This is a genomic window from Hohaiivirga grylli, assembly GCF_039655745.1.
GTDB lineage: Bacteria > Pseudomonadota > Alphaproteobacteria > Rhizobiales > Beijerinckiaceae > Hohaiivirga > Hohaiivirga grylli.
This window is the reverse complement of the sequence record NZ_JBBYXI010000004.1, coordinates 108,359-127,203: the sequence shown is the minus strand read 5'-3', so window position 1 is coordinate 127,203 and position 18,845 is coordinate 108,359. Positions and strand designations below refer to the sequence as shown.

The 18,845-nt window shown below is 49.5% G+C and carries 21 protein-coding genes; 10 read left to right on the top strand and 11 right to left on the bottom strand.

Annotated features, from left to right (window positions below):
- Positions 1-20: 20 nt before the first annotated feature.
- The 3 genes from WJT86_RS11305 to WJT86_RS11295 are packed head-to-tail and all read right to left on the bottom strand — an operon-like array spanning position 21 to position 3,071.
- On the bottom strand, positions 21-1,307 hold the full coding sequence (locus WJT86_RS11305) for an HlyC/CorC family transporter (RefSeq protein WP_346337683.1): 1,287 nt from the start codon (positions 1,305-1,307) through the stop codon (positions 21-23).
- 10 nt (positions 1,308-1,317) lie between these two features.
- Positions 1,318-2,439 carry a 3-dehydroquinate synthase gene (gene aroB, locus WJT86_RS11300; RefSeq protein ID WP_346337682.1) on the bottom strand — a complete coding sequence of 374 codons (1,122 nt, stop codon included), beginning with the start codon at positions 2,437-2,439 and terminating at the stop codon, positions 1,318-1,320.
- The gene (locus WJT86_RS11295) at positions 2,436-3,071 is read right to left on the bottom strand and encodes a shikimate kinase (RefSeq protein WP_346337681.1); all 636 of its coding nucleotides are present in this window, start codon (positions 3,069-3,071) and stop codon (positions 2,436-2,438) included. The genes aroB and WJT86_RS11295 overlap by 4 nt, the downstream gene beginning before the upstream one ends.
- Positions 3,072-3,251: 180 nt before the next feature.
- Between WJT86_RS11295 and WJT86_RS11290 the strand changes: the two genes are divergently transcribed.
- A complete protein-coding gene (locus tag WJT86_RS11290) occupies positions 3,252-3,398 on the top strand; it encodes a hypothetical protein (protein ID WP_346337680.1) in 147 nt (48 codons plus the stop codon).
- Positions 3,395-4,327 carry a site-specific tyrosine recombinase XerD gene (gene xerD / locus WJT86_RS11285; RefSeq protein WP_346337679.1) on the top strand — a complete coding sequence of 311 codons (933 nt, stop codon included), beginning with the start codon at positions 3,395-3,397 and terminating at the stop codon, positions 4,325-4,327. The genes WJT86_RS11290 and xerD overlap by 4 nt, the downstream gene beginning before the upstream one ends.
- Here the strand turns inward: xerD and metW are convergent, their stop codons facing one another.
- Complete coding sequence (gene metW / locus WJT86_RS11280) at positions 4,328-4,984, bottom strand: methionine biosynthesis protein MetW (RefSeq protein WP_346337678.1); 657 nt, start codon at positions 4,982-4,984, stop codon at positions 4,328-4,330. It abuts the gene before it with no gap.
- The gene (metX, locus tag WJT86_RS11275; RefSeq protein WP_346337677.1) at positions 4,981-6,150 is read right to left on the bottom strand and encodes a homoserine O-acetyltransferase MetX; all 1,170 of its coding nucleotides are present in this window, start codon (positions 6,148-6,150) and stop codon (positions 4,981-4,983) included. The genes metW and metX overlap by 4 nt, the downstream gene beginning before the upstream one ends.
- A 204-nt stretch (positions 6,151-6,354) precedes the next feature.
- On the opposite strand from metX, the gene WJT86_RS11270 reads away from it, so the two are divergent.
- The 3 genes from WJT86_RS11270 to WJT86_RS11260 all read left to right on the top strand — a co-directional run bounded on the left by WJT86_RS11270 (position 6,355) and on the right by WJT86_RS11260 (position 9,315).
- Positions 6,355-7,191 carry a chorismate mutase gene (locus WJT86_RS11270; protein ID WP_346337676.1) on the top strand — a complete coding sequence of 279 codons (837 nt, stop codon included), beginning with the start codon at positions 6,355-6,357 and terminating at the stop codon, positions 7,189-7,191.
- Positions 7,192-7,263: 72 nt separating this feature from the next.
- Positions 7,264-8,358 (top strand): histidinol-phosphate transaminase, encoded by a 1,095-nt coding sequence (gene hisC, locus WJT86_RS11265; RefSeq protein ID WP_346337675.1) that lies wholly within the window; start codon positions 7,264-7,266, stop codon positions 8,356-8,358.
- A gap of 15 nt (positions 8,359-8,373) precedes the next feature.
- Positions 8,374-9,315, top strand: coding sequence for a prephenate/arogenate dehydrogenase family protein (locus tag WJT86_RS11260; RefSeq protein WP_346337674.1), 942 nt, complete (start codon positions 8,374-8,376; stop codon positions 9,313-9,315).
- Here the strand turns inward: WJT86_RS11260 and WJT86_RS11255 are convergent.
- Positions 9,309-10,343: a DUF2125 domain-containing protein gene (locus WJT86_RS11255; protein ID WP_346337673.1), complete on the bottom strand. Its 1,035-nt coding sequence runs from the start codon at positions 10,341-10,343 to the stop codon at positions 9,309-9,311. The genes WJT86_RS11260 and WJT86_RS11255 overlap by 7 nt on opposite strands.
- A 105-nt stretch (positions 10,344-10,448) precedes the next feature.
- On the opposite strand from WJT86_RS11255, the gene WJT86_RS11250 reads away from it, so the two are divergent.
- On the top strand, positions 10,449-10,997 hold the full coding sequence (locus WJT86_RS11250; protein ID WP_346337672.1) for a gamma-glutamylcyclotransferase: 549 nt from the start codon (positions 10,449-10,451) through the stop codon (positions 10,995-10,997).
- On the opposite strand, the gene WJT86_RS11245 is transcribed toward WJT86_RS11250, so the two are convergent.
- From WJT86_RS11245 to ftsE, 4 genes are all read right to left on the bottom strand, one after another.
- Positions 10,994-11,728, bottom strand: a complete 735-nt coding sequence (locus tag WJT86_RS11245; RefSeq protein WP_346337671.1) for a lysophospholipid acyltransferase family protein — start codon at positions 11,726-11,728, stop codon at positions 10,994-10,996. The two genes, WJT86_RS11250 and WJT86_RS11245, sit on opposite strands and share 4 nt — an antisense overlap.
- A gap of 77 nt (positions 11,729-11,805) precedes the next feature.
- Positions 11,806-12,549, bottom strand: a complete 744-nt coding sequence (locus tag WJT86_RS11240) for a YdcF family protein (RefSeq protein ID WP_346337670.1) — start codon at positions 12,547-12,549, stop codon at positions 11,806-11,808.
- A gap of 124 nt (positions 12,550-12,673) precedes the next feature.
- On the bottom strand, positions 12,674-13,675 hold the full coding sequence (locus WJT86_RS11235) for a cell division protein FtsX (RefSeq protein WP_346337669.1): 1,002 nt from the start codon (positions 13,673-13,675) through the stop codon (positions 12,674-12,676).
- A 5-nt stretch (positions 13,676-13,680) separates the two neighbouring features.
- Positions 13,681-14,352 (bottom strand): cell division ATP-binding protein FtsE, encoded by a 672-nt coding sequence (ftsE, locus tag WJT86_RS11230; RefSeq protein WP_346337668.1) that lies wholly within the window; start codon positions 14,350-14,352, stop codon positions 13,681-13,683.
- A 317-nt stretch (positions 14,353-14,669) separates the two neighbouring features.
- On the opposite strand from ftsE, the gene hpt reads away from it, so the two are divergent.
- The 3 genes from hpt (at position 14,670) to WJT86_RS11215 (ending at position 16,876) form a co-directional block, all read left to right on the top strand.
- Positions 14,670-15,236, top strand: coding sequence for a hypoxanthine phosphoribosyltransferase (gene hpt / locus WJT86_RS11225; RefSeq protein ID WP_346337667.1), 567 nt, complete (start codon positions 14,670-14,672; stop codon positions 15,234-15,236).
- Between the two features lies 1 nt (position 15,237).
- Positions 15,238-15,600 (top strand): response regulator, encoded by a 363-nt coding sequence (locus WJT86_RS11220; RefSeq protein WP_346337666.1) that lies wholly within the window; start codon positions 15,238-15,240, stop codon positions 15,598-15,600.
- Between the two features lie 76 nt (positions 15,601-15,676).
- Positions 15,677-16,876: a trans-sulfuration enzyme family protein gene (locus WJT86_RS11215; RefSeq protein ID WP_346337665.1), complete on the top strand. Its 1,200-nt coding sequence runs from the start codon at positions 15,677-15,679 to the stop codon at positions 16,874-16,876.
- Between the two features lie 8 nt (positions 16,877-16,884).
- Here WJT86_RS11215 and WJT86_RS11210 read toward each other — a convergent pair whose 3' ends face one another.
- Complete coding sequence (locus WJT86_RS11210) at positions 16,885-17,730, bottom strand: YihY/virulence factor BrkB family protein (protein ID WP_346337664.1); 846 nt, start codon at positions 17,728-17,730, stop codon at positions 16,885-16,887.
- Positions 17,731-17,955: 225 nt separating this feature from the next.
- On the opposite strand from WJT86_RS11210, the gene WJT86_RS11205 reads away from it, so the two are divergent.
- Positions 17,956-18,840, top strand: coding sequence for a DMT family transporter (locus tag WJT86_RS11205; protein ID WP_346337663.1), 885 nt, complete (start codon positions 17,956-17,958; stop codon positions 18,838-18,840).
- Positions 18,841-18,845 lie beyond the last annotated feature (5 nt).

Here is an 18,845-nt window from a genome sequence, read left to right as displayed (position 1 = left end):
ATGATTATGGAATGCCGGGTTTAACCCGGCATTTTTGTTTTAAGCTTATCCAGTGGTGTAATCAGCAAAGCTGTCAGACGGTTCCGTGATTTCCGGACAACCTGAAAACGATACCCATAGAAGTTGAATATCTGGCCGGTGTTTGGAATCTGTCGTGCTTCATGAATAACCAGCCCGGCAATTGTTGTGGCTTCCTCATCCGGCAACCGCCAATCCATCGCACGGTTAAGATCACGGATTGGCACGGTACCATCAACAATAACCGCACCATCTTTACGTGGGCGCACTCCCTCAACCGTCAGATCATGCTCATCCGCAATATCACCGACAATTTCCTCCAGAATATCTTCAAGGGTCACAAGCCCCATCACCTCACCGTATTCATCAACGACAAGCGCAAAGTGCGTTTTCTTTGACAGAAATGCCTGCAGTTGATCCTGCAAAGAGGTGCTCTCAGGAACGAACCAGGTTTCAAGCGCAATCTCATCAATTTTCAAGCGGCTTGCATCCCCATCAACGGCGCTTAGAGCACGAAGTAAATCCTTGGAGTGCAGAACCCCAACAATATTCTCCTGCGTCTCACGCCATAAAGGCAGACGGGTGTGAGATGAAGCGATAACCTGACGGACAATCTCAATTGCTGGCAGATCAGCATCAATACTTTCCATCTTTGTCCGATGCACCATGACATCAGAGACAAACAGCTCTTTAAGATCAAGCAGGCCACCAAGCATATCCCGCTCATCTTTAATGACATCACCCTGCCGATGGAGAAGTGCAACCTGACCTTTAATTTCTTCGCTTGGTGTCAGCAAAGGTTCACTATGGCGTACTTTCTCACCCAGTATCCGCAGAATAATCTTCACAATCCAACCAGCCACCTGCGTCAATGGCCCCAGAATACGCATGGCATAAACAACCCAGCGAGCCATACGCAATGAGGCGCCATCGGGAGATTTAATCGCCAGAGTTTTAGGCAGTATTTCTGCGAAGATAATGACGAGAATAGAAATGATAACGGTAGCTGCAATGACACCGTAATGTTTGCCAAGAAGAATTATCAGGATACTGGTTGCGAGTGATGAGACACCAATATTAACAATGCTGTTGCCAATCAGCATTGTTCCTAAAAAGCGTTCCCTTGCTTCAAGAATACGAAGTACACGCTTGGCGCGCCTGTCACCCTTCTCAGCAAGCCCGATCATCCGGGCTTTGGAGGTCCCCGTAAAGGCCGTCTCTCCGGCGGAGAAGAAAGCAGACATCAATAGACATAAAATAACAATCAGAGATGCCAGCCAGATATCCATGATTAACCCGTCAGCTATTCCATTCATCCATCAAAAAGGCCGCAACATCAGCCTTGTTTAAATCATGTGCAATGAAGCTTTTTCCAATCCCCTTCGCAAGGATGAATGTCAGCGTACCAGCCTTGACCTTCTTGTCCTGTGTCATGGCATCAAGGATAGCGTCTACGGAACCAGCACCACCGGGAACATCCTGCAACCGGGTTGGGAGGCCAACACTTTTCAGATGCGCTTCGACACGCCCTGCGTCCTGCCCAGCGCACAGGCCAAGGCGCGCAGAAAACCGGAAAGCCTGAGCAAGCCCGATCGCAACAGCCTCACCATGCACAAGGCGTGCATTGTCGTATTTAACTATGCGCTCAAGCGCGTGACCGAATGTATGCCCAAGATTAAGCAGTGCGCGGTCACCATTCTCGAACTCATCACGTACAACGACTTCAGCCTTGGCACGGCAGCTATGGGCCACAGCCTCATCCCGCTCTGGTCCACCAGCAAAAATCTGCTGCCAGTTTTCTTCACACCAAAAGAAAAAGCGTTCGCTGTTAATCAAACCATATTTGATAACTTCAGCATATCCTGCGCGTAATTCCCGCTCAGGTAACGTATCCAGAATTGCCGTATCAGCGATAACAAGGCTTGGTTGATGAAAGGCGCCAACCAGATTTTTCCCGTGGGATGAATTGATGCCGGTTTTTCCACCAACAGAAGAATCGACCTGAGCCAGAAGCGATGTAGGCATTTGGACAAAACGCATTCCGCGACGGACTATTGCCGCTGCAAAACCGGCAAGATCACCAACGACACCACCACCCAAGGCAATAACAAGATCACCACGCTCAACGCGTGTTGCCAGAATATCATCGCAGGTTTTAGCAAGAACAGCATAGCTCTTGGAGCTTTCTCCCGCGGGAACAACAACAGGTGCTGCAACATCAACGCCATTGTCAGCTAATGTTTTAATGATACGCTCAGCATGCAGCGAGTGAACATTCTCGTCTGTTACAAGAGCAACCTTACGCACCCCTAGCTTTTTGATCTGCTCAACACCCTCACCCAGAATATTGCGTCCCACCAGGATGTCATAGGCACGCGCACCAAGAGGAACGGGAACAATCAAAGGCTTGGAAGTTGTCATGACTGAGGCTTTTCCTGCTTATCAAGATAATGGCGCAAAGATCGAACAATGGCTGAGACAACACGATCATGCGGCCCTTCACGCGATTCAATATGGACGTCCGCCATCGCATAAAAAGGGTTACGCTCGCTTGTCAGTTTCTCAAGAATAGTTTTCGGATCACTTTGCTTGAGAAGAGGACGGTTATTTCTGCGGCTGACACGCTCAAGCAGAACATCAACATCAGCTTTGAGCCAAACTGCGACGCCCTTTTCAGAGACAGCCTTACGTGTCTCTTCATTCATATAGGCGCCCCCACCTGTTGCAAGCACCAATGGCCCCTCTTGCAAAATGCGGGCAATAACCCGGCGTTCGCCCTCACGGAAATAATCTTCACCATGTATTTCGAAGATATCCGGAATCGACATGCCTGCCGCAGTCTCAATTTCGTGGTCAGCATCAAGAAACGGAAGCCCGAGCCGCATGGCCAGGCGACGCCCAACCGTGCTCTTGCCAGCGCCCATCAATCCGACAAGCACAATTGAACGCCGCCCGAGTTGGTTACGCAGACGTTCGGCCCGTCGGTTGAAAACCTGCCGCATCCGCAGGCTACGCCGTGCTGATACAGGGCTGATTTTACGCTTCTGTTTCATAAACCTATCCCAAAGCGCCCCACGTGAACCGCGAAGCACAACATGTCACTAAAGCATTTTGCTTACAGTTTGAATTGGAAAATGCCCCATTTCGTCTTTTGATGGGGGCATTGTTTCATGATCGGTAAACTTTCCTGCTTTATGAGAGTTATAAATTAGGAAATCTGAGCGCGGAATGCCATGCCTACATTAAGCAGATTACTGGTTATTCTTGCTATTATCGCGATCGCGGTATTCGCTGTCATATATGCGCTTGCAACATTTGTTGAACCTCAGCAACGCACAATCTCAATTCCGGTAATAGAACGAAATCAGAATACACAATGAACCCCACCCGTCTTTTAAATCTGTTTCTGGATATGCTGGCCGCCGAACGCGGCGCCGCTGAAAATACACTTGCCGCATATAGACGCGATCTTGAATCTTATCTCGATTTCCAGATCGACAATGGTGTCAAACTTGAAAAAACAGACCCGAAGGATATTCGTGAATTCCTTAACTCTCTTGAAGGTAAAGGCTTAAAGGCTTCATCAGCGGCCCGTCACCTGTCAGCCGTCCGGCAGTTCCATAAATTTCTTTATGTCGAAGGCTATGCCAAGCAAGATCCAAGTGCTGCAGTTGATGCTCCGAAAACCCATCAGGCCACACCTAAAGTTCTGTCAGTTGAAGATGTGACACGTCTCCTTGATCTCGCACAGGAATATGCCGGTAAGACAGAGGATACCTCCCCGTTCGAACGGCTTAAAAATGCCCGTATGCACTGTTTGCTCGAACTTCTCTATGCCACTGGTCTGCGTGTTACAGAACTTGTTTCACTACCAAAATCTGCGGCCAGAACCCGTGAGAAATTTTTGGTTGTTCGGGGCAAAGGTAATAAAGAACGACTGGTGCCTCTGACAGACAGTGCCCGTCAGTCAATGACCCACTATGTTGAGATGCTGGAAACCAGCCGCCGTGATAGCCCGTCATGGCTTTTTCCGTCAGATAGTGAGAGCGGACATATGACCCGGCAGGCTTTTGCACGTGACTTAAAAGCATTAGCGGGAGCCGCAGGTATTCGTGGCGACCATATCTCGCCGCACGTTTTACGCCACGCCTTCGCCAGTCATCTTTTACAGAATGGGGCTGATTTACGGGTCGTACAGGAACTGCTTGGCCACGCCAGCATCAGTACAACCCAGATCTATACCCATGTTCTGGATGAACGCCTGAAGAGCATGGTCCGGGATCTGCACCCGATGGGATCAGGTAATTAGTTATCTGTCCTTGCGCCGCAGAAGAAACATGCCCTGCTCGCCAAACATATTCCACACCCACCAGGGCAGGCTGAAACGCATGGGCTTACCATTGGCGTGCAGAGCTTCTGCCCGTTCCATTTCAGCTCCGACTTCATCACACAGATTGATGAAGTCACGGATAGTGCAGAAGTGAATATTGGGTGTGTCATACCATGAGTAAGGCAAGCTCTTGGACATCGGCATCCGCCCAAACAGCGCAAGATGCAGCCGGACTTTCCAGTAACCAAAGTTCGGAACCGAGACGATGACCCGGCGACCAATTCTCAGGAGATGCTCCAGCACCACCTTCGGTTGGTAGGTTGCCTGTATGGTCTGTGAGAGAATGACATAATCAAAAGCATCCGTCGGGTAATCAGCCAGATCAATATCGGCATCACCCTGAATGACTGACAGGCCCTGTGCCATGCAGGCCGAGACGCCCTCACGCGACAGTTCAATGCCACGTCCGTCAACCTGTCGTGTATCCCGTAAAAAGGCCAACAGCTCACCGTTACCACAGCCAACGTCGAGCACGCGTGCTCCCGGAGAGACCATATTGCCAAGCAGACGGAAATCAAGGCGGACACCATCGCTACCCCGTGGGGCAACAAGCTCTTTTATTTCTGAACTCCTCATGCAATCCCCCGGGCTTTGGCACTGGCTTCAACGAAACCTGTGACTGCCTTGAACATTTCCGGCTCATCAAGCAGGAAGGCATCATGTCCCTTATCGCTCTCAATTTCCATGAAAGCGACAGATGCACCCGCTGCATTCAGCGCATGCACAACAGCCCGTGAGTCACGTGTGGGGAACAGCCAGTCTGATGTAAATGAGATGACACAAAAGCGTGTTCGCGAGCCTAAAAAGGCTTTTGCCAGTATGCCATCATGTTCGGAAGCCAGATCAAAATAGTCCATGGCGCGTGTGACATAGAGATAGGAGTTTGGATCAAACCGCTCAACGAAGCTCTGGCCTTGATAGCGCAAATAACTTTCGATCTGGAAATCAGCCTCGAACGAGAACGTCTTGTCTGTACGATTCTGAAGGCGGCGACCAAACTTGTTATGCAAAGCTGTCTCAGAGAGATAGGTGATATGTGCCGCCATCCGGGCAACGGCGAGCCCTTTGGCAGGGCGTACACCTTCTTCGAGATAACGACCTTCTCGCCAATCCGGGTCAGCCATAATGGCCTGACGACCCACTTCATCAAAAGCAATATTCTGAGCGGAATGTCTGGCTGTTGTCGCAATCGGGATCGCCGAGAAAACTTTATCCGGATAACTGACTGCCCATTGCAGGACCTGCATACCGCCCATTGAGCCACCTATCACACAGAAAAGTGAATCGATGCCGAGACGATCAATCAGCATTTTTTGCGCACGCACAATATCGCGGATTGTGACAAGGGGAAAATCTACCCCCCAAGGTTTATCGGTTTCAGGGTTAATTGAAGCCGGGCCTGTTGAGCCCATACACCCACCAATAATATTGGAGCAGATCACAAAGAAACGATCAGTATCAATCGGACGTCCAGGCCCGATCATAACTTCCCACCAGCCAGGCTTCCCGGTAACAGGATTAAGGTTCGCAACATGCTGGTCACCCGTCAGGGCATGACAGACCAGAATTGCATTGGAACGATCTTCATTCAGTGTGCCGTACGTCTGATAGGCAATCTGCCAGGGCGCGATTTCAACCCCGGCATCCGTACAAAGTGGTTCATCCGCACCAAACTGCGCGACAAGGCTTTCAGGATCATTAGCCTGAATAACCTGTTCCAGTTTCTTTGTTATGGCCACCATCTGCCTCAACACAATCATTTCGTTCTGTATTCAGAACACATTGTTATTTGAGGCGGACAAATCCGTCAATCAGAACTATTCCTTTTTGATGATTTTATTAAACCGGTGGCATTTCACTTTTAATCAGCTTACAAAGAAAACCGCTTATATTAAAAGTAAATACAATGGCCCATAGGTGCCAAAGGTAAACTACGGAACACAGTGATGTCAGATACACCCGCCAAGCTCAGCCTTACCGATCTACGCAATGAAATTGATCGGATTGACCATGAGATGCATCAGCTTCTGATGCAGCGCGGCCAGATTATTGACACCCTCATACAGGTCAAGAAAACCTCTGAATCCGGCTCAGCTTTCCGCCCCGGTCGTGAAGCTTCAATGATGCGCGCAATTGCAGAGCGTCATAAGGGCCTTCTACCCCTTGATACGGTTGAAGGTATATGGCGCGTCATCATCGCAACCTTCACCTACGTACAGGCACCCTTTTCTGTACACGCTGATATCTCAGGCGGTGATGACCTGATGCGTGATTCAGCGCGTTTCCATTTTGGCTTTACGGTTCCCTATCATACCCATCCAAGTGCGACTGCCGTTATTTCAGCAGTTGCTGAGTCTCGGGGGGACCTCGGCATCTTCCGGCTGGATCAGGGTGTTTCATCAGGTGCATGGTGGCGCCTTCTTACCTCAGAGAACTCTCCCAAGATTATCTCGCGCCTGCCAATGATTGAACGGCCCGATCATCCTGCCGGAACACCTGTGTTTGTCATTTCAAAACCTCTGACAGATGCCGCTGTCCGAGATGTTATTTTGTACTCCGCACGTTTTGAGCGTTGGCGGGCACAGGATTATGCCAAGATCGCCAGCTTTGGTGGTGAGGTTATTGCCAGTGCGGCAGACAATAATGGCCTGTCTGTTCTTCTGGCAGCACCGGGCAATATTTCACCAGAACGTATCCGCGAAGAATGTGGCGCAGATGGTGGAATGCCGGAGCTTATCGAAATTGGCAGCCACGCCGAACGCTTTCACCATGTAGGTGAGTAGATTTTCATTCCATTTAAAGGTTTATGGGTTTAATAAATACCCGATTATTCAAGCGCAGGAATAGGCTCCGACATGACAGTACACCCTCAACCCCGCCCAAGCATTATGCAAATTGATGCCTATGTGCCCGGCAAAAGCGCGGCAACAGGTGGTGGCAAGGTCTTTAAACTGTCTTCAAATGAGACCCCATTGGGCCCATCTCATGCTGCTATTGAAGCTGCCCAGAAAGCCCTGAGAGGGCTTGAATTCTATCCGGATGGCAGCAGCACAAAACTGCGGCAGAGCATTGCAGCAAAGTTTGGCCTCGACCCTGAGCGGATCATCTGCTCAAATGGTTCTGACGAGCTCCTGACACTTCTCGCCCATACCTATCTGGAAAAAGGTGATGAAGCGATCATCACAGAACATGGCTTCCTTGTTTACAAGATAGCTGTTCTTTCCGCGGGTGGAACGCCTGTTACAGTTCCGGAGAAAGATTGCCGCGTCGATATTGATGCCATTCTTGCAAAAGTTAACAGCAAGACAAAGCTGATTTATATTGCCAACCCTGCTAATCCTACCGGCACATATCTGCCATTTGATGAAGTGAAGAGATTACAGGCAGCTCTACCACCAACAACAATTCTGGTTCTTGATGCAGCCTACGCTGAATATGTCCGGAATAATGATTATTCCGCAGGCCTTGAACTGGTCGCCACCAGTGAGAATGTCGTGATGACACGTACATTTTCAAAGATTTATGGCCTCGCAAACTTACGCCTTGGCTGGATGGTTGGCCCGGCAAGTATCATTGATGCACTTAACCGTGCCCGTGGTCCATTCAACGTCAATGGTGTCGCCATGGCTGCCGGTATTGCCTCCATCAAAGATGAAGAGCATGTTGCCAAAACATCGGAACATAATAACAAGTGGCTTCTATGGCTCACTGAAGAACTTACAAAGCTTGGCCTTCAGGTTACCCCAAGTGTCACAAATTTTGTTTTAATTCACTTCCCTGAGACACCCGGCAAAGGCGCTGCAGAAGCGGATACTTTCCTGTCTTCACGCGGATTGATTCTACGCCGTGTCACAGGATACGGCTTCCCGAATGCCCTACGCCTGACCATTGGAACAGAAGAAGCGAACCTTCTTGTTATCGCTGCCCTGAAAGAATTTCTGGCAAGCTGAGAGATAGAGATAACCGTGCCTAATACGACTTTGCCTACTCCTCTGGCACAACCGCTTTTTGATCACATCACTATTGTTGGTGCGGGCCTCATTGGTTCGTCCATTGTCAGAGCTGTTAAGCAGCAGAATGCCGCAAAGCATATTACTGTCGTTGATGGAAGCCAGCAGGTTATTGATCGCGTTGCCGCTCTCAAAATTGCAGATACGCAGACAACCGACATTGCTTCAGGTGTGAGGGACGCAGATCTAGTTATTCTATGTGTTCCGGTTGGTGCAATGGGCACTGTTGCCGAAGCAATGGCAGCCCACCTGAAATCAGGTGCAATTGTTTCAGACGTCGGTTCAACAAAAGCGTCTGTTATCCGTCAGGTCGCCCCTCATCTTCCCAAAGGCGTTCATTTCATTCCAGCGCATCCTGTTGCCGGTACGGAATACTCAGGGCCAGATGCCGGTTTTTCAACATTGTTCAACAATCGCTGGAGCATTCTGACACCAACAGATGGTACAGATCAGGCTCTGGTTGAGAAAATGCGGACCCTCTGGGAGTCTTTCGGCTCCAATGTCGAGATCATGGAACCACAGCATCATGATCTCGTGCTGGCAATCACAAGCCATGTCCCTCACCTGATCGCTTATAATATCGTCGGAACAGCCGCCGATCTCGAAAAGGTAACCCAGTCGGAAGTTATCAAATTCTCAGCGGGTGGTTTCCGTGACTTCACACGTATTGCGGCATCCGACCCAACCATGTGGCGTGACGTCTTCCTGAATAACAGGGAAGCTGTGCTTGAAATGCTCGGACGTTTCAATGAAGACATTGCCGTCCTGACCCGTGCCATCCGGAATGGTGATGGTGATGCACTCTTTGAGCTTTTTTCAAAGACACGCACCATCCGCCGGAACATCATCACCCATGGTCAGGAAACCGACGAGCCAAACTTCGGACGACGTCAGTAAAGCGGCGCCAGTCTTACTTTCGGCACATCAAACATTCCACCAATACGAATACGCCCGTTCGTCAGCACAACTTTGGGAAGTGCAACAACAGCTGTTTTAGCCGCATCGGCTGGCAGCGGTTGCAGCGGGCGTGGTTCCTGATTACCGGATGTCAGACGCGCCATCAGATCAGAATAATTTGCCTGCGCAATATCAACTGATCCTTTCAGGCGATGCTCTTCATCCAGTCCCAGCTCAGCCTGCACATTCAGGATGCGGAGACCTTTACGGGTATCAAGCTTCTGGAGTTTTACAGAACCGCCAACAACGCGCCACATCTCAAGAATGACATTAGCAGGCTCTCCCCCTCGCAGTTTGGGAAAGTTGACGAAGGTTGCCAGTGCATCAACATCAAGCGGTGCATCGTCTCCCATACGCGCATTCATAAGCGGTATCACTGCACCAGACACATTGATGGCAACATCAAACGACTGCATGACCGGATTGTTATCCGGAGCCAGACGAATGTGAATCTCACTGTTATTGGAAGAAGCCTCTACAGTAGCGACTTCCGGCAAACCGGAAATTCTGACATTCGATTGCTCAGCAACAAGAGCAATACGTTCAAAGCCACCCTTGTTTAAACCAGAAATGCTGGCCTCAAGCGATTTCCAGTTTCCGGTGCCTGAAACATTTCCGTCTGTAAATTCCATCGGCCCAGTGGCTTCAACAATCATATGGCGCGGATTATAAACCTGAGTAACAACCTTTGTCGGCCCCAAGGTGACACGTGTATTCCCGGCCGTATATGCAAAGCTCTCACAACTCACTTCGAAGCGGAAAGGGAACCCGCCAATTGTCCGGTTCGGGCAGTCCCATACCCGGCCACGCATTGCCTCAACTGTTAGAAAATTCTGCGTGGCTTCCTCAACCTTCCCGCGCATATAAAACCAGCCACCACACCAGCCCGCAACAAGAATGATTAGCAAAGCCGTTGGGCCATAGAGCCAGAACTTGCTTGCTTTTCTTTTAACTGGTTGTACCTGCATTCCATATATCCCTTTTGAAAGGCTGTGCTAAAAGCAGTCAGTATCATTACAGTACGGACAAGAGCTAGACCTTAATTTCCCTGAACCATAATGGACATAACCGGAATGCATCAAACAGAAGAAGCAGAAATACCCTCACAACAGGATGATTTATGGGTATTTGGTTATGGTTCCCTGATGTGGAGACCAGGGTTCGAATTCATTGAAAAACATATTGCGCAGCTGGAGAATTTCCACCGTTCTTTCTGCATTCTTTCCCATGTCCATCGCGGAACTCCGGAGAAACCCGGCCTCGTCCTTGGGCTTGATCATGGCGGTTCCTGCACCGGTATCGCCTATAAGGTCAAAGCTCAGAACAGGACAGAGACAATCGCCTACCTGCGCGAGCGTGAGCAGGTCACCAGTGTTTATCTGGAAAGATGGTTGCCTGCCAGACTGGCGTCAGGTGAAGAGGTTAAGGTGCTTGCTTATATTGTTGACCGTGACCACAAACAATATTCCGGCACTTTAAGCAACACCGAAAAGCTCACATTCATCAAACAGGGAAATGGTATCTCTGGCCCGAACAGCGAATATGTTCGCTCAACCTACGAGCACCTTCGTCAGATTGACATAGAAGATCATGATCTGGCTCAGCTTGTCGCTGATCTTTAGAGAAGACGTTCCCGCTCTTCCAGCCCCTCTTTCCAGAGGCGGTTAGAAGATGTCTCTATGCCGGTTTGCAACTGCTGCTCAAACTCATCTGCCTTTAACCCAGCCGGGATTATCGGCAGAAATTCGATAACGATCGTACCGGGATAACGCAGAAATTTGCGACGGGGCCAGAACAGGCCTGAATTCAGCGCCACCGGAAGGCACGGCTTGCCCAAACGTTTATAAAGATGGGTTGTACCGGATTTATAGCTTGGTTCAGCTCCGGGTGCACGACGCGTTCCTTCAGGAAAAATAATAAGCTGCCGCCCCTCTTCAACAGCCTCTTTGGACTTAGCCGTCAGGCTTTTAATGGCAGAAATCGTGCCATTCCGATCAACCGGTATCATCTTTGATTTCAGGATATACCAACCAAAAAGCGGGATCCATGACAGCTCCCTTTTAAGCACAAAGGCAGCGTCATCGAAGTAAGGTAACAGCGCAAATGTTTCCCATAAAGACTGGTGTTTGGATGCAACCAGCAAACCACCCTGCTGAAGGTTTTCAAGGCCTCGGGCTTCAACACGTGTGCCCACAATAACCTTCATCAGCCACATGCTGGAACCAGCCCAGGCAATCATCAGATTCTGAAGATTACGGCGTGGAAAAACAAAGCATGGCAGGCCAACAACCAGCCACAGAGCCATATTGAGATAAAAAGCCAGATTGAAAACGAGCGAACGAAATACCAGCATATGCATTAATCAGTCATTATCGGAAATATGCCGATAGCATCTTTTGGCATAAGGCTCCAGTAGATTAGGCAGCGATATCAATTGCCGGGCTCAACAATATTCTTGACTGGCTTTCCTAAAATACGCGCGGCAGGTGATCTTTCAGGGTCTTTTTCAATCTTCGTTCGTCCCCATGCCACCAGATACTTCAGGTACTCACTGACGAGCAGACGCATGGTTGTCGCATCAGACCACCACCCTTCAGTCTTGATACTACCCGCCGCAACAGCATAAGGGATTTTTTCAAGCTTGGGCATTACATGACCAAGCTCCACCAATGTGCGTGGCATGTGATAGTTTGATGTTACGATAATCAGTGTTTTAAAACCATGCTCATTGGCCCAGTAACGCGCCTGAATTGCATTACCAATCGTATTGCGGGCACGGTAGTCCAGATCAACGCAACAAAGGAAAAGCGATGCATAAGACGGGTTCAGGCGGATAATCTCATCACGGGTCGTCTGCTCGTTAACACCGGAAATAAGCATACGTTTTGCGCCGCCACGCGCTAATATCTGCAAGGCCTCATCGATACGCTGCGCACCGCCCGTGAGGGTCACAACCGCATCACCTCTGACATCAGTATGCATATTGTAGCTTTGAACGGTACGGACATAGCCAAAAAAGCCAGCCACAATACCTATGAAAGCAATTGCAATAAGGGCAAGAAAAATACGCTTCAGCCAACGCATGATGTGCCATTGCCGTCGCCGCGGCGGGAGCCAGTGGGCACGCCATGACCAGCCAATAGGCTCGGTTGTCGAATGTTTATCTGAAAACATGACTGCCCTTAACGCTATCTCTCATAATGAATCTTAGATTAACAATAATTACGGCAACTCGTAGGCGTTAATTGTGAGTTATTCAAAAGAGACTGATACCTTTGTTAAAATTTTAGCTTCAATCTCAATTGGATGCAGTAAGGAAGTGCCGAACAGTTGCCCGTGACACCACAGCTGTAATACCAGAAACAATCAGGGCAACAATAATAATCGCCAAAATTCCCTGCCAGCCAAAGTCAAATGAACCGAAGAGAGCTTCAAGCTGTTCACCGGTTGCACTTGCCCGCCATATACTGCTGAGAAGACTGAAGCAAAGAACCATCACAATTGCTGCCACAGCCCCCATGGCGCTCCCCTTAAGAGACATTTTGAAAAAGCGCCGCTGGAATTCCCTGGCGATAAAATCGTCATTGGCTCCAACAAGATGGAGTACCTCCACAACCTCACGGTTCCCTGCCATTGTCCCGCGTGTCGCAAAGGCAACCGCAAGCCCAACCGCTCCAAGCACCAGAACCACCAGCATGATTCCGACACCAATGACCGTATTTGCCATTGTCGACAGTCGAGACATCCAAAGCGCATGATCATCAAGGGTTGTACCCGGTATCTGCTCCTGAAGCTGTTGGCGCAAATTCGTGAAATCCGGCGGGGCTCCACCGGCAAGTTCAAGAACAATCAGACGCGGAATAGGCAGATCATTGAAATCCAGACCAGTACCAAGCCAAGGCTCGAGCAGCCGCTCAGATTCCTCTTTTGTGAACGCTTGTGCTTTCTTAATACCCGGATACTGTGCCGCCAGATTTGTTGCAATCTGGACATCAGCATCAATATCACGCTGCGGAGCCGGCCGCACCTGAATGGTGACTTCACGAGATACCGCTGCACGCCATTCACTGGAGTTGGATGCAACGATCTGTGCCCCACCTGCACAAAGGGCAGCCAGAAATGTCATGATGGCAATAACAGCCATTAAAGCCCGACTACCAGCACTATCCACCGGCACTAAAGGTGCCCCACGACCAAGTGCAGGCCCGATTGGTTTTTCCCAGTCAGGACGCTTGTCCTTCTTGGGGTTACCTTCATCTGTGGTGGTTGTATTTCGATAGCGGGATCGGCGAAAATTCATGTCTTTCACCCGTCTATATGCAAATAACCATCGCCAAGCACAAGGCGACGGGCATCAACAAGATCCATCAACCCAAGATCATGGGTTGCAATAACAATTGATGTTCCCTGACGATTGAGCTCAACAAACAGCCGTAACAGACGTCGGGCCAGTGATGGATCAACGTTACCGGTTGGCTCATCGGCCAGAAGCATAGCAGGGCGAACAATCAAGGCACGCGCAATAGCAGCTCGCTGCTTCTCACCACCAGAGAGAACAGGCGGGAGAACATGCATTCTGTCCCCAAGACCAACCCAATGAAGAAGCTCAACAACCTCATTGCGGTAACTGGCTTCATCCTTACCCTGCACCCTTAAGGGCAGAGAAACATTCTCATAGGTTGTCAGATGATCCAGCAGCCTGAATTCCTGAAACACGACCCCCATTTTGCGCCTGACATCTGTCAGCTCATCATTGGAGATACGGGAAACATCTTTACCAAAGACGGAGATCAACCCACGGGTTGGCTTGATAGAGAGAAGAATCAAACGCAGAAGGGTTGTCTTGCCAGCGCCGGACGGCCCCGTCAGAAACTGGAATGAGTTGGGCGGAATTGAGAAACTCAGGTCACGCAGAACCTCGGGGCCCATACCATAACGTATGCCCACATTTTCAAATTGTACCGCTGGAGGTACCATTTTGAATTGATTCTCTTTGTAATCAGCCAACTCTTGTGCCAACCCATTTCTTTACCGAGCAAGGCTTAAACCCTGCCAAGCGTACTCAGATAACACGCACCCTATAATGAAAACCTTAACCATGGGTAACGTGTCTATTCGCTATAATATGCATATTGCCAGTAGATCATTAACGATTAGCCAACTATCATGCGATCTGTCGGCCAATATTCTGTTATCGACATCAAGGTTTTTCACCCAATCCTGTCTATTTCGTGGTAAGGAGCGGGCGGATTAGTTCCAAAACGATCTATCAGTAATTGCAGTGTGGAAAATTCATGACTTCGACTCCCCGTATCCGCGTTCTGTTTGATGAAGCAACTCTTGCAAAGCGCAATGATGAGCTTGCAAAGGAAATTGCTGCTGTTGAGCCGAAAGACCTTCTGGTTGTGGCTATTCTCAAGGGCAGCTTTATGTTCGCATCAGACCTGCTGCGCTCGCTGCACCGAGTCGGCTTGATGCCACAGGTCGAATTCGTTCACCTTTCAAGCTATCGTGATGGCACCACTTCATCTGGTCAGGTTGAGATTTTGCGTGACGTCCAAAGTTCTGTGAAGGGTCGTGACGTTCTGCTCGTCGATGACATTCTCGAATCTGGCCGGACACTGGTTTTTGCCAAAGATCTTCTGATGGCTCGCGGCGCAAACCGAGTCTTCTCAACTGTCCTGCTTGAAAAGCCAAATAAACGCGCCGTCAGCATTGGGGCAGATTTTGTCGGCTTCACCTGCCCTGATCTTTTCGTTGTCGGCTATGGCATGGATATCGCCCATTATTATCGGGAACTTCCATTCGTTGGCGTCGTTGATCACGTAGATCAAGAACCGGATATGTTCGGAGGAGCCTGAAATGGCACGCATCCTCCTGGTGGAGGATGAAGACCCGGTACGGGCCTTCGTCAAAAGAGCGCTTGAAACGGATGGCCATACGGTCCTTGAAGCTTCAGACGGAGAGGACGGTATAGACCTGTTCATCGCAGAAGGGGGGAAATTTGACCTCCTTCTGACAGATATCCGTATGCCTATTATGGACGGCATTGAGCTTGCACATATGGTTCGCCAGCAGAATGCACAAATTCCTATTCTGCTGATGACCGGCTTTGCCGAGCAAAGAGAACGTGCATCTTCCCTTTCCGGCATTGTAACCGATGTCCTGACAAAACCTTTTACACTGGTTGATTTGAAAAAGACGGTAAGCCTAATTCTGGGGTGACTTTTGTCACTGTTTCCGAGACGGGCTTTTCATACCTGTCATAGACAAGCTCCACAAACTCTCCTGGGAGAAATAAATGAGCCCTAAAGGAAACGATCAGAATAAACCCGAGCATCCCTTTCCAACAGAACGACCGGAAAAATGGTCAAAACGCTCCCTTGCAGCACAGGCGCTCGGCTCCATAGATCCAATTACCAAGGGCATTACTCCACCTATTCATCTATCCACGACCTATATCCGCGATGAGGACAATGGCTATTCCTCAGGATACGTTTATGGTCGCCCGGATAATGCAACCGTTCATGAGGCTGAAGCCGTTCTTGCAATGCTCGAAGATGCTGATGCGGGTGCAATATTATTCTCATCAGGCATGGCCGCAGCAACGGCAGTTTTTCAGGCACTTGAACCGGGAGACCACATCATTGCCCCCAAGGTGATGTATTGGGCTTTACGCCACTGGCTGGCAACAGAGGCGAAACGCTGGGGGCTTCTTGTTGACTTCGTGGATGTCGAGAATACTGACGCAGTCAAAGCAGCTATCCTTCCCAACAAGACAAAACTGATCTGGATTGAAACACCATCAAATCCGCTTTGGGGTATTACTGATATCGCAGCAACTGCGGATATCGCCCATAAAGCAGGAGCCAGACTTGCTGTCGATTCCACAACAGCTTCCCCCTATCATACCCGACCTCTCAACCTTGGTGCTGATATTGTCATGCACGCCGCGACAAAGGTTCTGAACGGGCACTCAGATGTCGTGGCCGGTGTCATTGCAGGAAAAGTGGCAGATACCTTTTTCGAGCGGATTAAAATGATCCGTAAAAGTCAGGGGGCGATTATCGGTCCCTTTGAGGCTTATCTGCTTTTACGCGGCATGCGCACCCTGCACGTCCGGCAGGCAACACAATCCATGAATGCAATGGTTCTCGCACAGAGGCTTGAACAGGACGCGGATATTGCAGTTGTACTGTACCCAGGCCTGCATTCCCATCCGGGGCATGAGGTTGCCCGAAAGCAGATGGAAAATGGCTTTGGCTATATGCTGTCCATTCGCCTGAAAGGTGGTGAACAGGCCGCTATAAAAACAGCAGCCCGTGTGCAGTTATGGAAACGCGCCACATCTTTAGGCGGCGTTGAAAGCCTGATTGAACATCGCGCATCCATTGAAGGTGCTGGCAGCCCCTGCCCACCAGACCTGTTACGCCTGTCTGTCGGTATTGAATCAGTTGATGATCTTTATACCGATCTGATCAGCGCAATACGGGCTAAATAAAACAACCCTTAATCCTGCTTTCGCGTGATATACGTTTTACGTGAAAGCAGCCCATTAATCTCACCACCAAAAATGAAAATAGCCGCGAGCATATTGACGAAAACCAGAACAACCATCGCTGTCGCAAGACTGCCATAGGTCGAGCTATAGGCTCCTGGATACAGGCTGAGATACCACCCAAACCCTATTCCAGCACAAAGCCATAAAACAAAGGTTGTGATAATTCCGGGCACAACGGAAAGAATACTCCTGTAACCTGCCGGAATAACCTTATGCGCCACAATCAAAGCCAGAATGATAATACCGGTGGCTGCCAAAAGGCGCGGACCAGCGTTCCATTGCGGTATAAAATCAGCAGCCTTCGGCCAGATATCTTCAATTGCCAACCAAAGTCGAGGCCCCATAACCAGTAAGAATGCAACAACAAGGAGCAGAACGGCACCTGCCAGCACATAACCGATTGATTCAAGACGAACCAGCCACCATGCCCGTTTCTCACGAACTCCATAGGCGCGGTTCATTCCAATACGCAGGGCTTCAACACCACTTGATGCAAAATAGATGGCAAAGATCACACCAAAAGTAACAACCCCAGCCCTGCTACCTGTCATGATGGCATGAATTTCATGAAGAATAGGCTCTGAGACAGCCTGAGGCCAGCCATCCATCATCAGGTCAATGGCCTGTGTTGCAAGCATTGTCTGCCCCACCAGACTGGCAATAGCTGTCAGCACGATCAGGAATGGAAATAAAGCCATCAGCAATGAAAGCGAAATATGGCTGGCGATCGCCCAGCCATCATGGCGATTAAACCGCAGAAAAGACAGCCAGATAATTGTCAGGATGCTGCGCATGATCTCCTCCATGGCGGCATCAGAAAAAACCAACCACTTACAAAATACTCATATAACAGGCAGTCTTAACGAACTGCATAATTGCAATATGCTATACATCTAGCGCAGTATTTTCAAACACTAGCCATGTTGCGGTGTATAAACCCCATCTCTTAAATCTTTTAGCTAGTATGCAGAACGATAAATCTGTTTCTACACTCCCTCATCATTCATGAGTGAACAAACATGCAATCTTCCGGGCCCGTCAAAGCTCTGGCTATGCCAATTCTCTTTGTAATCATCTGGGCCACAGGCTTTATTGTCGCCCGTCTGGTCGCACCACATATTGAGCCCCTGACCTTCATGCTCGGGCGCTATATGGGAGCAGGCATCGTTCTGGCAATCATTGCTATTATTCTTAAAGCCCCCTGGCCGGATAACAGACGCGATATACGCAACAGTATGATTGCGGGTATTCTGTTGCATGGCATTTATCTGGGAGGCGTTTTCTGGGCGGTAAAACACGGCATGCCCAGTGGCATTGCGGCCCTTGTTGCCGGGCTTCAGCCCATCGCAACAGCTGCTCTCGTCGGTCCGTTACTTGGCGAAAAAGTATCACGTAAGCAATGGTCGGGTGTTCTGATTGGATTATGTGGAGCCTGCCTCGTGATTGTTCCCAAACTGGGGGGACAAAATGGCTTTACATTCTCAGCATTGATTGTGTGCCTATGTGCAATGTTCTCAATTACTTTTGGTACGATCTGGCAGAAGAAAAACGGTGCCTCCATAAACCTTGTTACCAACACAGTCGTACAATATATAGCCGCATTCATTGTTACGTTACCTGTCGCCCTCATGACAGAAACCATGCAGTTTGAAATCACGACCGACCTTTTCCTTGGCTGGTTCTGGTCCGTATTCGGATTATCAATCGGGGCTATTCTGCTATTGCTGACCATGATCCGTAAAGGCGCAGTCGCAAGTGTGGCCAGCATCATTTATCTTGTACCACCAACATCAGCTCTCATGGCTTACTTTATTTTTAGAGAAGAGCTTTTACCGCTACAGATCGTCGGAATGGCAATTGCTGCAACAGGGGTTGCAATCGCCCTTAAAGGGCAGGCCAGGTAATAGAA